General features: G+C 73.9%; 15 protein-coding genes. 9 read left to right on the forward strand and 6 right to left on the reverse strand.

Annotated features, from left to right (window positions below):
• The first annotated feature begins 142 nt into the window (after positions 1–142).
• Positions 143–1,675, forward strand: coding sequence for a carbohydrate binding domain-containing protein (locus PUR61_RS15275; RefSeq protein ID WP_329879386.1), 1,533 nt, complete (start codon positions 143–145; stop codon positions 1,673–1,675).
• A 263-nt stretch (positions 1,676–1,938) separates the two neighbouring features.
• A complete protein-coding gene (locus tag PUR61_RS15280; RefSeq protein ID WP_329879387.1) occupies positions 1,939–3,381 on the forward strand; it encodes an SDR family NAD(P)-dependent oxidoreductase in 1,443 nt (480 codons plus the stop codon).
• On the opposite strand, the gene PUR61_RS15285 is transcribed toward PUR61_RS15280, so the two are convergent.
• The 3 genes from PUR61_RS15285 to PUR61_RS15295 form a co-directional block, all read right to left on the reverse strand.
• Complete coding sequence (locus PUR61_RS15285) at positions 3,353–3,748, reverse strand: DUF6191 domain-containing protein (RefSeq protein ID WP_329879388.1); 396 nt, start codon at positions 3,746–3,748, stop codon at positions 3,353–3,355. The two genes, PUR61_RS15280 and PUR61_RS15285, sit on opposite strands and share 29 nt — an antisense overlap.
• Before the next feature lie 18 nt (positions 3,749–3,766).
• Complete coding sequence (locus PUR61_RS15290) at positions 3,767–4,684, reverse strand: SDR family oxidoreductase (protein WP_329879389.1); 918 nt, start codon at positions 4,682–4,684, stop codon at positions 3,767–3,769.
• 148 nt (positions 4,685–4,832) lie between these two features.
• The gene (locus tag PUR61_RS15295) at positions 4,833–5,927 is read right to left on the reverse strand and encodes a restriction endonuclease (RefSeq protein ID WP_329879390.1); all 1,095 of its coding nucleotides are present in this window, start codon (positions 5,925–5,927) and stop codon (positions 4,833–4,835) included.
• A 213-nt stretch (positions 5,928–6,140) separates the two neighbouring features.
• On the opposite strand from PUR61_RS15295, the gene cutA reads away from it, so the two are divergent.
• Positions 6,141–6,473: a divalent-cation tolerance protein CutA gene (gene cutA / locus PUR61_RS15300; RefSeq protein ID WP_329879391.1), complete on the forward strand. Its 333-nt coding sequence runs from the start codon at positions 6,141–6,143 to the stop codon at positions 6,471–6,473.
• A gap of 85 nt (positions 6,474–6,558) precedes the next feature.
• On the opposite strand, the gene PUR61_RS15305 is transcribed toward cutA, so the two are convergent.
• Positions 6,559–6,765 carry a hypothetical protein gene (locus tag PUR61_RS15305; RefSeq protein WP_329879392.1) on the reverse strand — a complete coding sequence of 69 codons (207 nt, stop codon included), beginning with the start codon at positions 6,763–6,765 and terminating at the stop codon, positions 6,559–6,561.
• Here PUR61_RS15305 and PUR61_RS15310 point away from each other — a divergent pair.
• The 5 genes from PUR61_RS15310 (at position 6,752) to PUR61_RS15330 (ending at position 11,028) form a co-directional block, all read left to right on the forward strand.
• Positions 6,752–7,042 carry a hypothetical protein gene (locus PUR61_RS15310; protein ID WP_329879393.1) on the forward strand — a complete coding sequence of 97 codons (291 nt, stop codon included), beginning with the start codon at positions 6,752–6,754 and terminating at the stop codon, positions 7,040–7,042. The two genes, PUR61_RS15305 and PUR61_RS15310, sit on opposite strands and share 14 nt — an antisense overlap.
• A 213-nt stretch (positions 7,043–7,255) precedes the next feature.
• Positions 7,256–8,461 (forward strand): cytochrome P450, encoded by a 1,206-nt coding sequence (locus PUR61_RS15315; RefSeq protein WP_329879394.1) that lies wholly within the window; start codon positions 7,256–7,258, stop codon positions 8,459–8,461.
• Between the two features lie 143 nt (positions 8,462–8,604).
• Complete coding sequence (locus PUR61_RS15320; RefSeq protein ID WP_329879395.1) at positions 8,605–9,765, forward strand: type III polyketide synthase; 1,161 nt, start codon at positions 8,605–8,607, stop codon at positions 9,763–9,765.
• Entirely contained in the window at positions 9,762–10,448 is a 687-nt protein-coding gene (locus tag PUR61_RS15325; RefSeq protein ID WP_329879396.1) for an NUDIX hydrolase, read from the forward strand. The genes PUR61_RS15320 and PUR61_RS15325 overlap by 4 nt, the downstream gene beginning before the upstream one ends.
• A 142-nt stretch (positions 10,449–10,590) precedes the next feature.
• Complete coding sequence (locus PUR61_RS15330) at positions 10,591–11,028, forward strand: SHOCT domain-containing protein (protein ID WP_329879397.1); 438 nt, start codon at positions 10,591–10,593, stop codon at positions 11,026–11,028.
• Between the two features lie 120 nt (positions 11,029–11,148).
• On the opposite strand, the gene PUR61_RS15335 is transcribed toward PUR61_RS15330, so the two are convergent.
• The gene (locus PUR61_RS15335; protein WP_329879398.1) at positions 11,149–13,632 is read right to left on the reverse strand and encodes a Tex family protein; all 2,484 of its coding nucleotides are present in this window, start codon (positions 13,630–13,632) and stop codon (positions 11,149–11,151) included.
• 370 nt (positions 13,633–14,002) lie between these two features.
• On the opposite strand from PUR61_RS15335, the gene PUR61_RS15340 reads away from it, so the two are divergent.
• Positions 14,003–14,914, forward strand: a complete 912-nt coding sequence (locus tag PUR61_RS15340; RefSeq protein ID WP_329879399.1) for an aminoglycoside phosphotransferase family protein — start codon at positions 14,003–14,005, stop codon at positions 14,912–14,914.
• A 94-nt stretch (positions 14,915–15,008) separates the two neighbouring features.
• Here the strand turns inward: PUR61_RS15340 and PUR61_RS15345 are convergent, their stop codons facing one another.
• On the reverse strand, positions 15,009–16,157 hold the full coding sequence (locus PUR61_RS15345; protein WP_329879400.1) for an FHA domain-containing protein: 1,149 nt from the start codon (positions 16,155–16,157) through the stop codon (positions 15,009–15,011).
• Positions 16,158–16,408: the final 251 nt, after the last annotated feature.

Raw genomic sequence — 16,408 nt, forward strand, 5'->3', positions numbered from 1 at the left:
CTTGACGTGCCCAGGAGGTCTAGTCCAGTTTGTTGGGCAGCACCGCGCAACTCCCCCACCGGACCACCTTCTCCACCGCCGCCCGTCGCGCCGCCTCCCCCTCGCGCGACGGGCGGCGGCCCCGTCCCCGAGAGGCACCCCCATGCCACGCGCGCCCCACGACGCCCCCGCCCGACACCGCCGACCGTCCACCCGGACCAAACTCCTCGGCCTCGCCGGCGCCGTCGCCCTCGCCGCCGGCGGGCTCGCCACCATCGCCGGGAACGCCGGTGCGGCGGACGGGAACCTGCTCGGCAACGCCGGGTTCGAGAGCGGCACGCTCGGCCCGTGGAGCTGCTCCGGCACCACCGGCAGCGTGACCGGCTCCGGCGCCCACGGCGGCTCGTACGCGCTCCGGGGGGCCGCCGGGAGCAGCGACACCGCGCAGTGCGGCCAGACCGTCGCGGTGCAGCCCGGCACCAAGTACACGCTGAGCGCCTGGGTCCAGGGCCAGTACGTGTACCTCGGCGCGACCGGCAACGGCGTCACCGACCCCGCCGTCTGGACGCCCGGCGGGAGCGGCTGGCACCAGCTCTCCACCACCTTCACCACCGGGCCGGCCACCACCGGCGTCACCGTCTACCTGCACGGGTGGTACGGGCAGGGCGCCTACCTCGCCGACGACGTCACGCTCTCCGGGCCCGGCGGCACCCCCAGCACCCCGCCGCCCACCACCGCACCGCCGACCACCGCACCGCCCACCAGCACCCCGCCGACCACGCCGAACCCGACCGGCCCGACCACCCCGGCGCCGGGCGTGGCTCTCCCGGTGGCCCCGTACATCGACATGGGCGCCTGGCCCACGCCGTCGCTGCCCGCGATGGCCGCGGCCGGCAACCTCAAGTCCTTCACCATGGGTTTCGTCACCGGAGTCGGCTGCAGGGCCAGCTGGTTCAACGCCTACGACCCGCGCACCGGCTGGGCCAAGGAGCAGGTCGACGCGCTCCGCGCGGCCGGCGGCGACGTCAAGGTCTCCTTCGGCGGCGCCGGCGGCACCGAACTCGCCGCGGCCTGCACCACGGTGGACTCGCTGTTCGCCGAGTACGAGGCCGTGGTGAACGCCTACGGCCTGCGCCACGTCGACTTCGACATCGAGGGCGCCGCGATCGCCGACACCGCAGCCAACGAGCGCCGGTCCGCCGCACTGGCCCGGCTGCAGAAGGCCCACCCCGGGCTGAGGCTCTCGTTCACCCTGCCGGTGCTGCCCGAGGGTCTGACCGCCGAGGGCGTCGCCATCGTCCGCTCGGCCCGGGACGCCGGTGTGAACGTCGACGTCGTCAACATCATGGCGATGGACTACTACCGGGCCGGCACCGACTACGGCGACGCCGCCGTGCAGGCCGCGCAGTCGCTGTACGGACAGCTCAAGGTGCTGTACCCGGCGAAGAGCGACGCCCAGCTGTGGGCCACGGTCGGGGTCACGCCGATGATCGGCGAGAACGACGACCACCAGGTCTACGACCAGGCGGACGCCCGGCAGCTGGTCGCCTTCGCCCGGCAGCACCACCTCGGCATGCTGTCCTTCTGGGACGCCACCCGGGACGCGAACGCCTGCACCGGCGGCCTGTTCAAGTGCACCAACATCCCGCAGCAGCCGTACGAGTTCGCGAAGATCCTCGCCCCCTACGCCGGCTGACCCGCCGGCGCTCCGACGCGCACCCGGGTGCCGGTGGTCCCCCTCCTCCGAGCGGGAACCACCGGCACCGGCACGTCCGGGGCCTCCCGCCCCCCTCCCGGGATATTCGATCGTGCGTTCCCGAGGCCCCCCGCTACAGTCCTCCCACGGCCCGGGAGCCGCGCAGAGGCAGGCGCGCCGCTCCCTCACGGCGGACACCCCGGTGCGCCTCCGGCCGGGACCGCCTCGCGGGACCACTCGGCAGCAGCACAAGGGGGACGGACATGGCGGTCCGGAGCGACGACGACACGACCACCGACGAGGTCTCCCCCGAGGAGCTGGCCGCGTTCAGCCGCACCCTCGGCCGCCTGCGGGCCCTGCCCACCGACCACCGGACCAGGCAGCACGCCGAGCGCCAGTTGGAGTCCTTCGTCCGCGAGAGCCGCAAGCGCCGCCGCCAGGCCCTGCGCGCCGAGGCCCGCGCCGCCGACGCCGAACTGCTCGCCGCCACCGCCACCGGCGCGCGCGACCGCCGCGAGGACGCCGCGCTCACCCCGGGGCCCGACACGGGACCCGCCGGGAGGCCCACCGCCGGGTCCGTCGGCCGGCTCCGGGGCGGGCGCCGCTGCTACGTCTGCAAGCAGCACTACCGCGAGGTGGACGCCTTCTACCACATGCTCTGCCGCTCCTGCGCCGCCGACAACACCGCCCGCCGCGCCCTCTCCACCGATCTGCACGGCCGCCGTGCGCTGCTGACCGGCGGCCGGGTGAAGATCGGCCACCAGCTGGCGCTGATGATGCTGCGCGACGGCGCCCGGCTGGTGGTCACCAGCCGGTTCCCGCACGACACCGTGCGCCGCTTCCGCGCGGCGGAGGGCAGCGAGGAATGGTGGGACCGGCTCACCGTGGTCGGCATCGACCTGCGCGACCCCCGCCAGGTCCTCGGCCTCACCGACCGGCTGCGCTCCGAGGGCGCCCCGTTGGACATCCTGGTCAACAACGCCGCGCAGACCCTGCGGCGCCCGCCGGAGTCGTACGCCCGGCTCGCCGCGGGCGAGCGGTCCGCACTGGCCGCCTCCGACGCCCGCGCCGTGGTGCACGCGCCCGGATTCCGGCCGATGCCCGCGCTCACCCCGGCCTGGCCGACCACCGGCCTCGCCCTCCCGGGCGGATCACCGGCCCCCGCCGTACTGCCGGAGCGGGCCGACCCGACCGACGAGGCCGGGCTGCTGCCCGACCTCGCACCGGCCAACTCCTGGTCGGCCCGGCTCGGTTCGCTAGATCCGGCCGAGCTGCTGGAGACCCAGCTGGTGAACGCCCTCGCCCCGGCCCTGCTCTGCGACCGGCTGCTTCCGCTGCTGCTCGCCTCACCCCACCCGCGCCGCTACATCGTCAACGTCACGGCGGTCGAGGGCCGGTTCGCCGTCCGCAACAAGACCGGCGGGCACCCCCACACCAACATGGCCAAGGCCGCGCTCAACATGCTCACCCGCACCAGTGCCGAGGAACTCGCCGCCCGGGGCGTGCACATGTGTGCCGTCGACACCGGCTGGATCACCGACGAGAACCCGGCCCCGAAGAAGACCAGGCTCGCCGCCGACGGCTTCCGCACCCCGCTCGACATCGTCGACGGCGCCGCCCGCGTCTACGACCCGATCGTGCGCGGCGAGGCCGGCTCCCCGGTCTCGGGCACCTTCCTCAAGGACTACCGGGAGGCGACGTGGTGACACCGCCCTCCCCCGTCCCCGGCCCCCGGTCCTGCCCTCGTCGGAGGACCGCGGTGCCCGCGTCCAGGTCGACACCCGTCCGGGGCGGGGCGCCGGCCCGGTCGTCGTCACGCAGGACGAGCCGGGCCTGACGCTGCTCGACCTGGACGCGCTTGCCCGCACTGAACAGGGCGTGCAGTTCCTCGAACGCCGTCATCCCCGGTACGACGGCGCCGCCGGACCTCGCAGGTCCGGCCGCCCGCCCGGTCAGCCGGGCCCGACGCGCCGCCTGGCCGGCCCACACCAGCGCGACCAGCCCGGTCACCAGGGCCACGAGGACGATCACCACGATCACCATCACCACGTCCGCCCAACGCACCGGCCGCACGGGGAGGTTCCGCCGCAGCTACCGGTAGCCGGTGGTGTCGGCCGGAAGGCCCGGGTCCTGGACCTCCACCATGTACCGCCAGGCGTCGGGACGGCTGCCGTCGAGATCGGTGAAGCCGTAGACCCGGGCCAGCCCGCCGCTGCTGAGCGACCGGCCGTTCCACCGGGACACCTCGGGGTCCGCGGCCAGCGCCGCGACCGCGCGGCCCACGTACGACGTCGTCTCGGAGATGGCGAAGTGCGGGATGCGCCCGGTCGCGTCACGCCAGTTCGCCTCGGTCACGCCGAAGGTGTCGAGCATCATCTCGGAGCGCATCCAGCCCGGCGTGAGGGCCACCGCCGTCGCCCCGCGCGGGCCGAGCTCGTGACCGAGCGCGAACGCCATCCGCAGCACCGCGGACTTGGCGATGTCGTAGAAGAACGACACCCGGTACCGGTCGGCGTTGTACTCGGCCGTGCCGTCGGTCATCTCGACCACCAGCCCGCCGGGCGTGCGCAGCAGGAGCGGCAGCGCGTGGTGGCTGGTGATCGCGTGGGTGTCGACGGCGAGCCGGAGCAGCCGCAGGCCCTTGTCCAGGTCGTGCTCCCAGACCGTGCTGTCCCATTCGAAGAGCAGCTCGCCGCCCCAGACGTCGTTGACCAGGACGTCCAGCCGGCCGCCCCGGTCGGTGTCGATCCGCCTCACCAGGGCCTCGACCTGGGCGGACTCCAGGTGGTCGCAGACCACGGGGATGCCCGTGCCGCCCGCGGCCGTGACCAGTTCGGCGGTCTCCTCGACGGTCTCCGGCCGGTCGTACTCCGAGCGCTTCCCCTTGGTGCTGCGCCCCGTCACGTACACGGTCGCCCCCTGTGCACCCAGCTCGACGGCGATCCCCCGGCCTGCGCCTCGGGTCGCTCCGGCGACCAGGGCCACCTTGTTCTCCAGTGTCCTCGGCATGCGCCGGAGCCTACGCCGGAGGTCCCGCGCTGCGGCGTCGCCGGGGCCGCACCCGGCGTGGCGGCGAGCGCGGCACGGCGGGGGCGGGCACGGCGGGTGCGGGCTCGGGCGCGGGGGCGTGCGCAGGCGCGGTCGCGCCGGGCAGCCGCTACCCGACCGGTTCCGGTGCGGCCTCCTCGACCTCCAGGCCGTAGGCGACGACGGCCTGACGCAGTCCGCCCGGGTACCCGGCGAGGGCGGGGGTGAAGTCCCAGTTCCCGTCCGTGTCGCGGTCGAACCGGCCGAGCCGCATCGCGGTGTTGGTCCCGGCCCCGTCGGCCAGGTGTGCCACGGCCGCGGGCTGGTCGGCGCCGGCTTCGAGGATCAGGGCCGGACCGGCGAAACCGGCCATGGTCGCCGCCGGGTGGTTCTCGGTGTCGGCCGCGGCGATGATCACGAGCCGGTCGGCCTCGGCGGGCAGCGCGTCGAAGTCGACCATCAGGCAGGCGTTCGCGTCGTCGTAGCCGGTGACCAGCCGGACCGAACCGTCAGGCGTGGAACCGTTGTTGTAGAACACCAGGTGCTCGTCCGACATCGCCCTGTTCCCCTGGCAGACCAGGGCGGCGATGTCGTACTCGTCCTCGCCGGTCCAGTGCAGGAGGAGTCGGGCCGGCTCGGCGGCGACCTCGATCCCGGGCAGTCCCTCGCCGTCGGCCTCCGGGCCGTCGACGCCCGCCTCGGCGACCGTGAACACCTCGTGGAAGCCGTGGTGCTTGAGCAGCCCGACCAGCTCGGCACCGTTGATCAGGGTGATCGGCTTGCCCCCGACGAACTGGTGCGAGCTGGGACCGAACTTGCTGGTCGTGACGAGCACGGCCTTCGTCGCGGCCCGGTCGTGCTGGAGCGTGCCGTAGAGGTCCCGCACCGCCGACGGTGTCACCGTGTCCCGGTACCGCTTCACCTGCACGATGACGTTCCCGCCGCGGAAGGGGTCCGTGTCGATCCCGCGCACGTCCACCCCGCCGTCCCTCGACCGGGCCGTGAGCTCGACCTTCATGCCCATCGCCTCCATCAGGCGGGCGACGAGCTGCTCGAACTCGACCGGGTCCATCGCCAGCAGGAGCTGGAGCTCGCGCACCCGCTTCGCCATCCGGCCGCGGTTCGCGTTGGTGTCGTCACGGAGGTGACGGAACAGCATCCGCTGGGCGCGACGCTCGGTGGTGTCGGGGTTGCTGACGCGGTGGAGCTTCCGGCTCCGGGACATAGGTGCTCCCTTGACGGTGACGTGCGGTGTGCTGCTGGCACGCGCAACCGTAGGGGATTTTTCGACACTCCGTCAGTTTTGTCTCACAGATGATGATTTCAGATTGGACACGACGCGTCCCCGCCCTCCGGAGCGGGCCCCGAACCGGCCCGGGGGCCGCCCCGGATCGGGGCCGGGACTCGAACCGACCCCGAACCGCCTAGGCTGCGCGGCATGACGACCACAGATCGCGCCTTCGTCGTGGTGACGACGACCCACGACGACGAGGCGAAGGCCCGGACCCTGGCGGCGGACGCGGTGCGGGCCCGCCTCGCGGCGTGCGCGCAGGTGTACCCGATCCGGTCGGTGTACTGGTGGGAGGGCGAGGTGCAGGAGGGTGCCGAGTGGCGGATCGACTTCAAGACCCGGGCGGCACTGGCGGGCCCGCTCGCCCGCTTCGTCGAAGAGGAGCACGAGTACGACACCCCCGAGGTCGTCGGCGTTCCGGTGGTGACCGGAAGCGCCGCGTACCTGGACTGGGTGAACGCCGAGACCGCGGACCGGTAGGGCAGCGAGCGCGCACAGGGAACCGGCGAACCGAACCGCCGGCCCGGCGACGGCGCCGGGTCACGCCACCGGATCACGTGCCGGGTCACGCCACCCGGGCCGCGTCCCGGACACCGCGCGTGACGCGCTCGGCGATCGCCGCGACCAGGCCGCGCGGCCGGCGGGGCACCAGGTGGGCACCCGCGAAGTTGCTCAGACCCGGCGTGACGTAGGAGCGGTCGGTGTCGAGGGCGCGCGGGCCGGCCCGGACCACCGCCCCGGGAGAGTCGAACCTGCCCGTGACGGCGGCCACCGAGAGCGACCGGGCCCTGCGGACGCACGACGAGATCGCCCGCCGCTGCGTCGAACTGCTCGGCCGGCTCAGGGCCCAGGGCCTGATCGCCCCGGACGCCGACCTGGAATGGATCCGCCGCGTCTTCTACGCCCTCATCGGCGAAGCGCTCCACGGCGAGCACGCCACCGGCCCGGACCCCGCCCCGGACCCGGACCCCGACGTGCTCGCGGCCAGGATCGTCGACACCCTGCTCCACGGTGTCGGCCCGCGCACCGCGCTCCGACCCGCCCCCTGACCTGCCCTCCGACATGCCCGACGGGGCACGCACCGATCAGGCGGCGATCCGGAGCCCCCAACTGCCCTTTATCGCACGATAATCATCTATCTCCCTCGATCGAGGGAACAATCTCTCTTGTCCACATTTTCGCGGCCAGATGGGGGAACATCAGCACGTCCGCGCCCGAACGACCCCGGTCGGGCGGCAGCACACCGGCCCCTGGATCAGCCCGTGACTACCTCCGCCCCCGTGTGGGACTGCCCCTTCAACCACACCGACGGCCTGGAGTTCGACCCGCTCCTCAAGCGTCTGCTCACCGAGGAGCCGATCGCCAGGATCCGCCTCCCGCACGGCGAGGGCGAGGCATGGCTGGCCACCCGCTACGAGGACGTCCGCGTCGTGACGACCGACCGCCGGTTCAGTCGCGCCGCCGGCATCGGCCGCGACCTGCCCCGGATGACGCCCGCCCCGATCGCCCAGGTCGAGTCGATCAACCTGATGGACCCGCCGGCCCACAACCGGCTCCGCCGCCTGGTCGCCAAGGGCTTCACCAACCGCCAGGTCGAGCGGATGCGCGCCCACACCCAGGGCGTCGTGGACGGCTACCTGGACGGGATGGAGGAGCACGGCGCCCCCGCCGACCTGGTCCACCACCTCTCCAGTCGGCTCCCGCTCACCACCATCTGCGAGCTGCTCGACATCCCCGAGCAGGACCGCGCCGAACTCCGCGGCCACGCCGTCGCGATGATGACGATGGGTCCCGGCAGCGGCGCCGGGCAGGTCAACGCCAAAGCCGCCCTGCGCGCCTACTTCGCCGAGCTCACGAGCGCGCGGCGGCGCTCGCCCGGCGAGGACCTGATCAGCGCGCTGGCCACCGCACGGGACGGCGCCGAGCTGCTGGACGACGACGAACTCGCCGTCATGGCCATGGTCCTGCTGGTCACCGGTCACGACACCAGCACCTACCAGCTCTCCAACATCACCTACACCCTCCTCACCCACCCCGAGCAGCTCGCCAAGCTGCGCGCCCGGCCCGAGATGCTGCCGCGCGCCCTGGAGGAACTGCTCCGCTTCATCCCGTTCCGGCAGGGCGTCGGCATCGCCCGGGTCGCCACCGAGGACGTCGAGCTGGGCGGCGTGCTGATCCGCGCCGGCGAGCCGGTGCACGTCTCCTACCTGGCCGCCAACCGGGACCCGGCGATGTTCGAGCGACCCGACGAGCTGGACCTCGACCGCGGCACCGCCAACCACATGACCTTCGGCTACGGCACCCACCACTGCCTCGGCGCCCACCTCGCCCGGATGGAACTCCAGGTCGCCATCGGCACCCTGCTGCGACGCTTCCCCGGCCTGCGGCTCGCCGTCCCGCCCGCCGAACTCGACTGGCAGACCGGCTCGATCTGGCGCTACCCGCAGACCCTCCCGATCGCCTGGTGACCGCCTCCCCGCCGCACCGCCCCCGCAGCCGCCCCGGCGGCACCGCGCCGACCCGCCCGCGCGGCGGCGCCCGCCCCACGCATCCGTAGGCCACCGCCCGCGCCGACCCACCGCCCCGCCCGGGCCACCAGGGGAGTCCACCCATGGCAACACTCTGCCGACCCGCCATCGCCGTGCCCGAGCACGTCATCACCCTCGACGAGACCCTCGACCTGGCCCGCACCCTGCACGCCGGCCACCCCCAACTCGGCCTCGCCCTGCGGCTGATCGAGAACACGGGGGTGCGGACCAGGCACCTCGTCCAGCCCATCGGGAAGACCCTGGCCCACCCGGGCTTCACGGTGCGCAACACCGTCTACGAGCGCGAGGCCAAGCGCCGCGTCCCCGAGGTGGTCGAGCGCGCGCTCGGCCACGCCGAACTCGGCGCCCGGGACATCGACCTGATCCTCTACGTCTCCTGCACCGGCTTCATGATGCCCTCGCTGACCGCGTGGCTGATCAACACCATGGGCTTCCGCTCCGACACCCGTCAGCTGCCGATCGCCCAACTCGGCTGTGCGGCCGGCGGCGCCGCCGTCAACCGGGCGCACGACTTCTGCCGTGCCTACCCCGGCGCCAACGTGCTGATCGTGGCCTGCGAGTTCTGCTCGCTCTGCTACCAGCCCACCGACATCGGCGTCGGCTCGCTGCTCTCCAACGGCCTGTTCGGCGACGCGATCGCCGCCGCCGTGCTGCGCGGGCGCGGCGGCGCCGGCATCCACCTGGAGCGGAACGGCTCGCACCTCGTCCCGGACACCGAGGACTGGATCTCCTACGGGGTCAAGGACACCGGCTTCCACTTCCAGCTCGACAAGCGCGTCCCCGGCACCATGGAGATGCTCGCCCCCGCCCTGCGGGCACTCGCCACCGACCACACCTGGGACGTCTCCGGCCTCGGCTTCTACATCGTCCACGCCGGCGGCCCGCGCATCCTCGACGACCTCTGCCACTTCCTCAACCTGGAGCCGGCCGCCTTCCGGTTCTCCCGCGCGACCCTCACCGAGCGCGGCAACATCGCCAGCGCCGTCGTCTTCGACGCACTGGCCCGGCTCTTCGACGAGGGCGAGGTCACCGAAGGCACCCAGGGGCTGATCGCCGGATTCGGCCCCGGCATCACCGCCGAGATCTCCCTGGGCAGTTGGGTCGGCGCACCGCTGGAGGCCGTGGTCCCGCGCCGGCCGCGCGCCATCGACACCGCCGAGCTGACGCTGACTCACCCGACGGCCCCCCTGCTGCGCCCGGCCGGGACTACGATCACCGAATGACCGATACCACGGACCGTACGGGCGCCGCCGCCAGAGCCGACCGGACCGCCCGGATCCCCCGCAGCGCCGCCACCGACCGGGCCGCCGCGGCCGACCGGGTGGCCGGCACCGGCCCGGCCGCCACCACCGACCGGGCGGCCGAGCTGGCCACCCTCTTCCCCGCGCTGCACGCGCCGCAGTACTGGACCTGGGGCCGCTACGACGCCCAGTTCTCCACGGCCCTGCCGCCGGACGAGCTGGTCACCAACATCCACCTGGTGGGCTTCACCGGCGACGGTCTGGTGGTGCTCTGCCGCGACGAGCGCGACCACTGGTTCCTGCCCGGCGGCACCCGCGAGGACCGCGAGTCCGTCGAGTCCTGCCTGGTGCGCGAGCTCCGCGAGGAGGCCGGTGCCCGGCTGCTCGGCGAGCCGGTCTGGCTGGGCGCGCACCGCTGCGTCACCGAGGACACCGAGCCGTACCGGCCGTGGCAGCCGCACCCCGAGAAGGCCTGGCTCTGGGGCTGGGGAGAGGTCGCGGTGGACTCCGACCCGACCAACCCGGACGACGGCGAGCAGGTCGTCGAGGTCCGGGCGGTGGAGCCGGCCGAGGCGCAGCGGCTGCTGCTGGACGGCCACGAGGCGTGGTGGGGCGAGCTGATCGGGTTGGCGGTGGAGCTGCGGGAGCGCCCCTCCGCCGACTGAGGGCCCGCCCGCTCCGGAGGTCTGCGCCCGGGGCGTTCCCGCACGTTCTGAAGATCACCGGAATGGCTCAACAGCGGACCGTGATGTCCGACCGGCGGTGGTATGACTCGAAGGGACTCGGGCCTGCACCGACGGGAGCGTCATGGACAACTACCCGCTGCTCAACATCTTCTGGACGATGCTGGAGCTGTTCCTCTGGATCCTCTGGTTCTTCCTGCTGTTCAAGATCATCACGGACATCTTCCGCAGCCACGACATCGGCGGCTGGGCCAAGGCCGGCTGGCTGCTCCTGGTGATCCTGCTGCCACTGATCGGCGTGCTGGTCTACGTCATCGCCCGCGGCAGGAGCATGGGCGAGCGCGACGTCGCCCAGGCCCGGCAGTCCGAGGCCGCGTTCAAGCAGTACATCCGGGAGGCGGCCGGCAGCACTCCGGCGGGCGAGGCCGGGTCCGGAGGCGGGACCGGGGCGACCGGCTCACGCAGTCACGTCGACGACCTCGCCAAGCTCGCCGAGCTCAAGGCCGGCGGGGCGATCTCCGAGGAGGACTACCAGCGGGCCAAGGAGAAGCTCCTGGTGTGACCGGGCCCGGGCCCGCCCGGCAGCCCGCCCACCCGCCGGCCGGCGGACCGCCGGTCGGCGGGTGGGCCCGCGGGCGGGGGAGCTCCCCCGCCCGCGGGCCCGCCGGCTCGGCGCACCGCGTCAGCGCCGCCCGGACCGCCGGTCACCCGAACCGCGACCCTGCTGGTCACCGCCGGTCAGCCCGGCCCGCCGCAGCGCGTCCGCCATGGCGCTGTTCCCCGCCGGCGCCGGAGCGGCGGAGCCGCCGCCCGACCCGCGCCGGTCCTGGCGCGGCGGGCGGCCACCACCGGCACCACCGCCACCGCCGCCGCCCTGCCGCTGGCGCCCGCCCTGCTCACCGGGACCGCGCCGCTCACCGCCGCGGTCTCCGCCGCGGTCCCCGGCCCCGCGCCCGACCTCGTCGTCCAGCCGCAGTGTGAGCCCGATCCGCTTGCGCGGCACGTCCACCGAGGTGACCCGGACGGTCACGATGTCGCCCGGCTTGACCACCTCGCGCGGGTCCTTGACGAAGTTCCTCGACAGCGCCGACACGTGCACCAGCCCGTCCTGGTGGACGCCCACGTCCACGAAGGCGCCGAACGCGGCCACGTTGGTCACCACGCCCTCCAGCACCATGCCGACCTCCAGGTCGCCGATCTTGTCGACGCCCTCCTTGAAGGTCGCGGTGCGGAAGGCCGGTCGCGGGTCCCGGCCCGGCTTGTCCAGCTCGCCGAGGATGTCGGTGACGGTCGGGATGCCGAAGGTGTCGTCCGCGAAGTCGCCCGGCCGCAGCGCCCGCAGCCGGGTGCCGTTCCCGATCAGCTCGCGCAGCTCCCCTCCCGAGGCGGCGAGGATCCGCCGCACCACCGGGTACGCCTCCGGGTGGACGCCGGAGGCGTCCAGCGGGTCGTCGCCGTCCGGGATCCGCAGGAAGCCCGCGCACTGCTCGAAGGCCTTCGGCCCGAGGCGGGCGACGTCCTTCAGCGCCTTGCGCGTGCGGAACGGCCCGTTGGCGTCGCGGTGCGCCACGATGTTGTCGGCGAGCGTCCCGGTGACGCCCGAGACCCGGGTGAGCAGCGGTGCGGAGGCGGTGTTCACGTCCACCCCGACCGCGTTCACGCAGTCCTCGACCACCGCGTCCAGCGAGCGGGAGAGCTTCACCTCGCTGAGGTCGTGCTGGTACTGGCCGACGCCGATCGACTTGGGGTCGATCTTGACGAGCTCGGCCAGCGGGTCCTGGAGCCGGCGGGCGATCGAGACCGCGCCGCGGATCGACACGTCCAGGTCGGGCAGCTCCTGCGAGGCGAACGCCGAGGCCGAGTAGACCGAGGCGCCGGCCTCGCTGACCATCGCCCTGGTGAGCTTCAGCTCCGGGTGGCGCGTGAGGAGGTCCTCGGCCAGCTTGTCCGTCTCCCGCGAGGCGGTGCCGTTGCCGATCGCGACCAGGTCGACGGAGTGCTTCTTCGCCAGCGCCGCCAGGGTCGCCAGCGCGGCGTCCCACTTGTTGGCCGGCTGGTGCGGGTAGATCGTGTCGTGGGCGACCACCTTGCCGGTGGCGTCCACGACGGCGACCTTCACGCCGGTCCGGAAGCCCGGGTCCAGGCCCATGGTGGCGCGGGTGCCCGCCGGGGCGGCGAGCAGCAGGTCGCGCAGGTTGGCGGCGAAGACGCGCACTGCCTCGTCCTCGGCCTCCTGGCGCAGCCGGCCGCGCAGGTCGATGCCGAGCCGGACCAGGATGCGGGTGCGCCAGGCCCAGCGGACGGTGTCGCCGAGCCACTTGTCGGCCGGGCGTCCGTGGTCCGCGACCCCGAACCGGGCGGCGATGCGCTGCTCGTAGTCGCTCGCGCCGGGCAGGTCGCCCGCCTCGTCGCCGTCGAACGGGGAGAGGTCGAGGTCCAGCACCTCCTCCTTCTCGCCGCGCAGCATCGCGAGGATGCGGTGCGAGGGGAGCTTGGTGTACGGCTCGGCGAAGTCGAAGTAGTCGGCGAACTTGGCGCCGTCCTGCTCCTTGCCGTCGCGGACGGTGGCGACCAGCCGGCCGCGCGTCCACATCCGCTCGCGCAGCGAGCCGACCAGGTCGGCGTCCTCGCCGAACCGCTCGACCAGGATCGACCGGGCGCCCTCCAGCGCGGCGGGCGCGTCGGCGACGGACTCGTTGAGGAACGTCCCGGCGAGCGCCGCCGGGTCCTGCGAGGGGTCCGCGAGCAGGGTGTCCGCCAGCGGCTCCAGCCCCGCCTCGCGGGCGATCTGCGCCTTGGTGCGCCGCTTCGGCTTGAACGGCAGGTAGATGTCCTCCAGCCGCGCCTTCGAGTCGGCGCCGAGGATCTGCGCACGCAGCGCGTCGTCCAGCTTGCCCTGTGCCTCGATCGACTCCAGGACGGCCGTCCGCCGCTCCTCCAACTCCCGCAGGTACCGCAGCCGCTCCTCCAGCGTGCGCAGCTGCGTGTCGTCCAGCGAGCCGGTGGCCTCCTTGCGGTAGCGGGCCACGAACGGAACCGTCGCACCGCCGTCCAGCAGATCGACCGCCGACTTCACCTGTCCCTCGCGGACGCCCAGCTCCTCGGCGATCTTCCGCTCGATCGCCTGTTGGGCCTGTCGGGCCGCCTGTTCGACTGGCGTGGTCACGAAGCCGGTCACCTTCTTCAGAGTTGCTGTCCGTACCCCCGCATTCTGGCAGCTGCCGACGACACCCCCGCCCGCCCCCACCACCCCGGGCGTGGCGCGGGTGCGACGGGACGGGCGGGCGGCGTGGAAGAAGGTGAGGAGGCGGTGCGCGGCCGTCCCTCCGGCGGGACCGCGTCCCCGGCCGACCGAGACCTACCGGAGCGGGTCGGTCATCGCGTGCCCCTCCTCCGGCGGAAGCGGCTCCGACCAGCACGGCCGCGCCCCCGAGCGCCCCCCTGGAAACCCAACACCCCCGTGAAGTCCTCACGATCCCACCCTGGTGTTCGAAAAGGAGGCGATCACCCGCCGGTCCAGGCGTACAGTGCCGGGCATGTGCGCAGCCGCCCGACCGCCCGACCGCATGCACGACGACGAACCCGACATCGACGCCGGCCTGGTCCGACGGTTGATCTCCGCTCAGTTCCCGCAGTGGAAGGGGCTTCCGCTGCAACGGGTCGCCTCCACCGGGACGGACAACGCGATGTTCCGCCTCGGTCCGGAGCTCGCCGTCCGTCTCCCGCGGGCCGGTTGGGCCGCCGACGGCGTCACGCGCGAGCAGCACTGGCTCCCCCGCCTCGCCTCCCGGCTCCCGGTCCCGGTTCCCGAGCCGCTCGGCCACGGCCGCCCGTCCTCGGGATACCAGTGGAACTGGTCGGTGGTGCGCTGGCTGGACGGCGTCAACCCGATCGTCGGATCGCTCGCCGAACCGGTTCGACTCGCCCACGCCATCGCCGGTTTCATCACCTCCCTGCGCAAGGTCGAGCCGACTCCGGACGCCCCGGCGGCCTCGCGCGGCGCACCGCTCGCCGCCCGCGACGCCGCGACCCGCGCGGCCATCGGCCGGCTGCGCGGAATGATCGACACGGACACCGCAACCGCCCTGTGGGACAAGGCCCTCCGCCTTCCGGAGCGGGCCGGACCGCCCACCTGGATCCATGGCGACCTGTCCCCCGGCAACCTCCTGCTCACCGGCCAACACCTCGGCGGCGTGCTCGACTTCGGCCAGACCGGGGTCGGCGATCCGACCGTCGACCTGATCGCCGCCTGGAACCTCCTCCCCGGCAGCGCCCGCCCCGTCTTCCGCACCGCCCTCGCCGTCGACGACGCCACCTGGGAGCGCGGCCGCGCCTGGGCCCTCTCGATCGCGCTGATCCAGCTGCCGTACTACCGCACGACCAATCCGCCCCTGGCGGCCAACGCCCGCCACGTGCTCCGGGAGGTGCTGACGGACCGCAGCGTCTGAGCCCCGCCAGCGCCCCGTCCCGGCCGCCCCGTCGCCCGCGCCCCGTCGCGGGCGCTCCGCCGCGGTGTCCGCGCGAACCGGCCACCGCTCACGCCTACATGATCCGGGTGGCCTCCGCCGCTCCCGGCGGGAGCGACCGGCGCGCGACGTCGGACTGCCAGGAGCCGGCCAGTTCGGCGGGGAAGCGGCGACCGCTGCGGGTCAGCACCAGCCCCGGCGCGAGTTCGACCTCGTCGCCCGGCCGGAACGGGCGGTTCGCCCCGGGCGGCAACTGCTCCCAGGGGCCGCACTGTCCGTGCCGGCCGGCCGCGCGCATCCGGCTGCCGTACGTGCTGGTGTCCCGCACCACCACCGAGCCGCCGCGCACCGACACCACCAGGTGCCGGCGGCTCACCCGGGCGGCGAGCGCGGACGGCAGCAGGGCGAGCAGCGCGATGCCGTCCGCCGTACCGGGCGCCCGACCTACCGCCGTCTGCGAGCCCTCGTCGAGCGTGTACCGGGCCACGCACTGCCCGTCGACGACCACCTTCAACTGTGCGGCGCCGGGCCGCGTCCCGTCGTCGAGCAGCGGGGCGCCGTGCAGTTCGCAGGTGGGCAGGCCCTGCCGCATCCGCGGGAGCATCACCCGGCCCCCGCGGTGGACGCTGTAGAGCGTGCAGCGCTGTTCGGGGCAGCGCCAGGCGCGGCCGACGACCTCGACCAGGGGCTTGCGGGCGGGGGTGAGCAGTCCCTGCTTCTTGAGCGCGGACAGCTCCATCTTCTTCGAGATCTCCGCGCCCGTCCGGTGCCCCATGTCGAGCGGCACCAGCCGCACCGTACCCCCGCGGGCCGGCTCGGGCTTGAGGAACTGCCAGGTGTTGCCCTGGATCCACGGGTGTTCGAGGCGGAAGTCGTCGTAGTAGTCGCCGGTGACGACCTGGATGCCGGTCATGCCGGCGATCTCCAGGACGCGTTCGTCGGCGTCCGGCACCTCCTCCACCAGGCCGGCGGTGACCCACCGCCGCAGCATGCGGGCGTCCGCCGGGTCGGTGAACTCCCTCCTGCCGCCCAGCAGGCTGCGGTCCGCGACCAGGTAGACGGAGACGTTCCGGTCTCCGGTGAGCCTGGTCAGCGCCTGGATCACCAGGTGGAGACGGTGCAGTGAACGCGGGGCGGGGCCGCCGAGGTTGACCTGGCAGGCGATGTTGGAAAGCTCGACCAGGTAGTCGGCGCGGTCGGCCGCGGTCGCGAGGTTGCGTTCCAAGGGACCTCCGTGGCACGGGTCGCCGGGCACCGTCCTTCCGTCCCCATCATGGCGCACCATCCCCGCCGGCGGGAGGCCGCGCCGGAAGGATCGCCCCCTGCCCCCGTCTTCACCACCGGTTCGCCGCTGCCCACTTCGGCCGCGCCGGCGGCCACGAACCGCCGCGCACGCCCGTTCCCGGCCGCCCGTTCCCGGCCGGCCTCTGTCCTCCCCGTCGGCGACCTGCCGCCGCCCCGGGCCGACGGGGCTTC

Origin of the sequence: Streptomyces sp. BE20 (assembly GCF_036322525.1) — a bacterium.
GTDB lineage: Bacteria > Actinomycetota > Actinomycetes > Streptomycetales > Streptomycetaceae > Kitasatospora.

What these genes read in the sequence shown, in the direction of transcription:
- PUR61_RS15275 (WP_329879386.1), top strand. Translation starts at nt 143, where the DNA reads ATGCCACGCGCGCCCCACGACGCCCCCGCCCGACACCGCCGACCGTCC.
- PUR61_RS15280 (WP_329879387.1), top strand. Translation starts at nt 1,939, where the DNA reads ATGGCGGTCCGGAGCGACGACGACACGACCACCGACGAGGTCTCCCCC.
- PUR61_RS15290 (WP_329879389.1), bottom strand. Translation starts at nt 4,684, where the DNA reads ATGCCGAGGACACTGGAGAACAAGGTGGCCCTGGTCGCCGGAGCGACC.
- PUR61_RS15295 (WP_329879390.1), bottom strand. Translation starts at nt 5,927, where the DNA reads ATGTCCCGGAGCCGGAAGCTCCACCGCGTCAGCAACCCCGACACCACC.
- cutA (WP_329879391.1), top strand. Translation starts at nt 6,141, where the DNA reads ATGACGACCACAGATCGCGCCTTCGTCGTGGTGACGACGACCCACGAC.
- PUR61_RS15320 (WP_329879395.1), top strand. Translation starts at nt 8,605, where the DNA reads ATGGCAACACTCTGCCGACCCGCCATCGCCGTGCCCGAGCACGTCATC.
- PUR61_RS15325 (WP_329879396.1), top strand. Translation starts at nt 9,762, where the DNA reads ATGACCGATACCACGGACCGTACGGGCGCCGCCGCCAGAGCCGACCGG.
- PUR61_RS15330 (WP_329879397.1), top strand. Translation starts at nt 10,591, where the DNA reads ATGGACAACTACCCGCTGCTCAACATCTTCTGGACGATGCTGGAGCTG.
- PUR61_RS15340 (WP_329879399.1), top strand. Translation starts at nt 14,003, where the DNA reads ATGTGCGCAGCCGCCCGACCGCCCGACCGCATGCACGACGACGAACCC.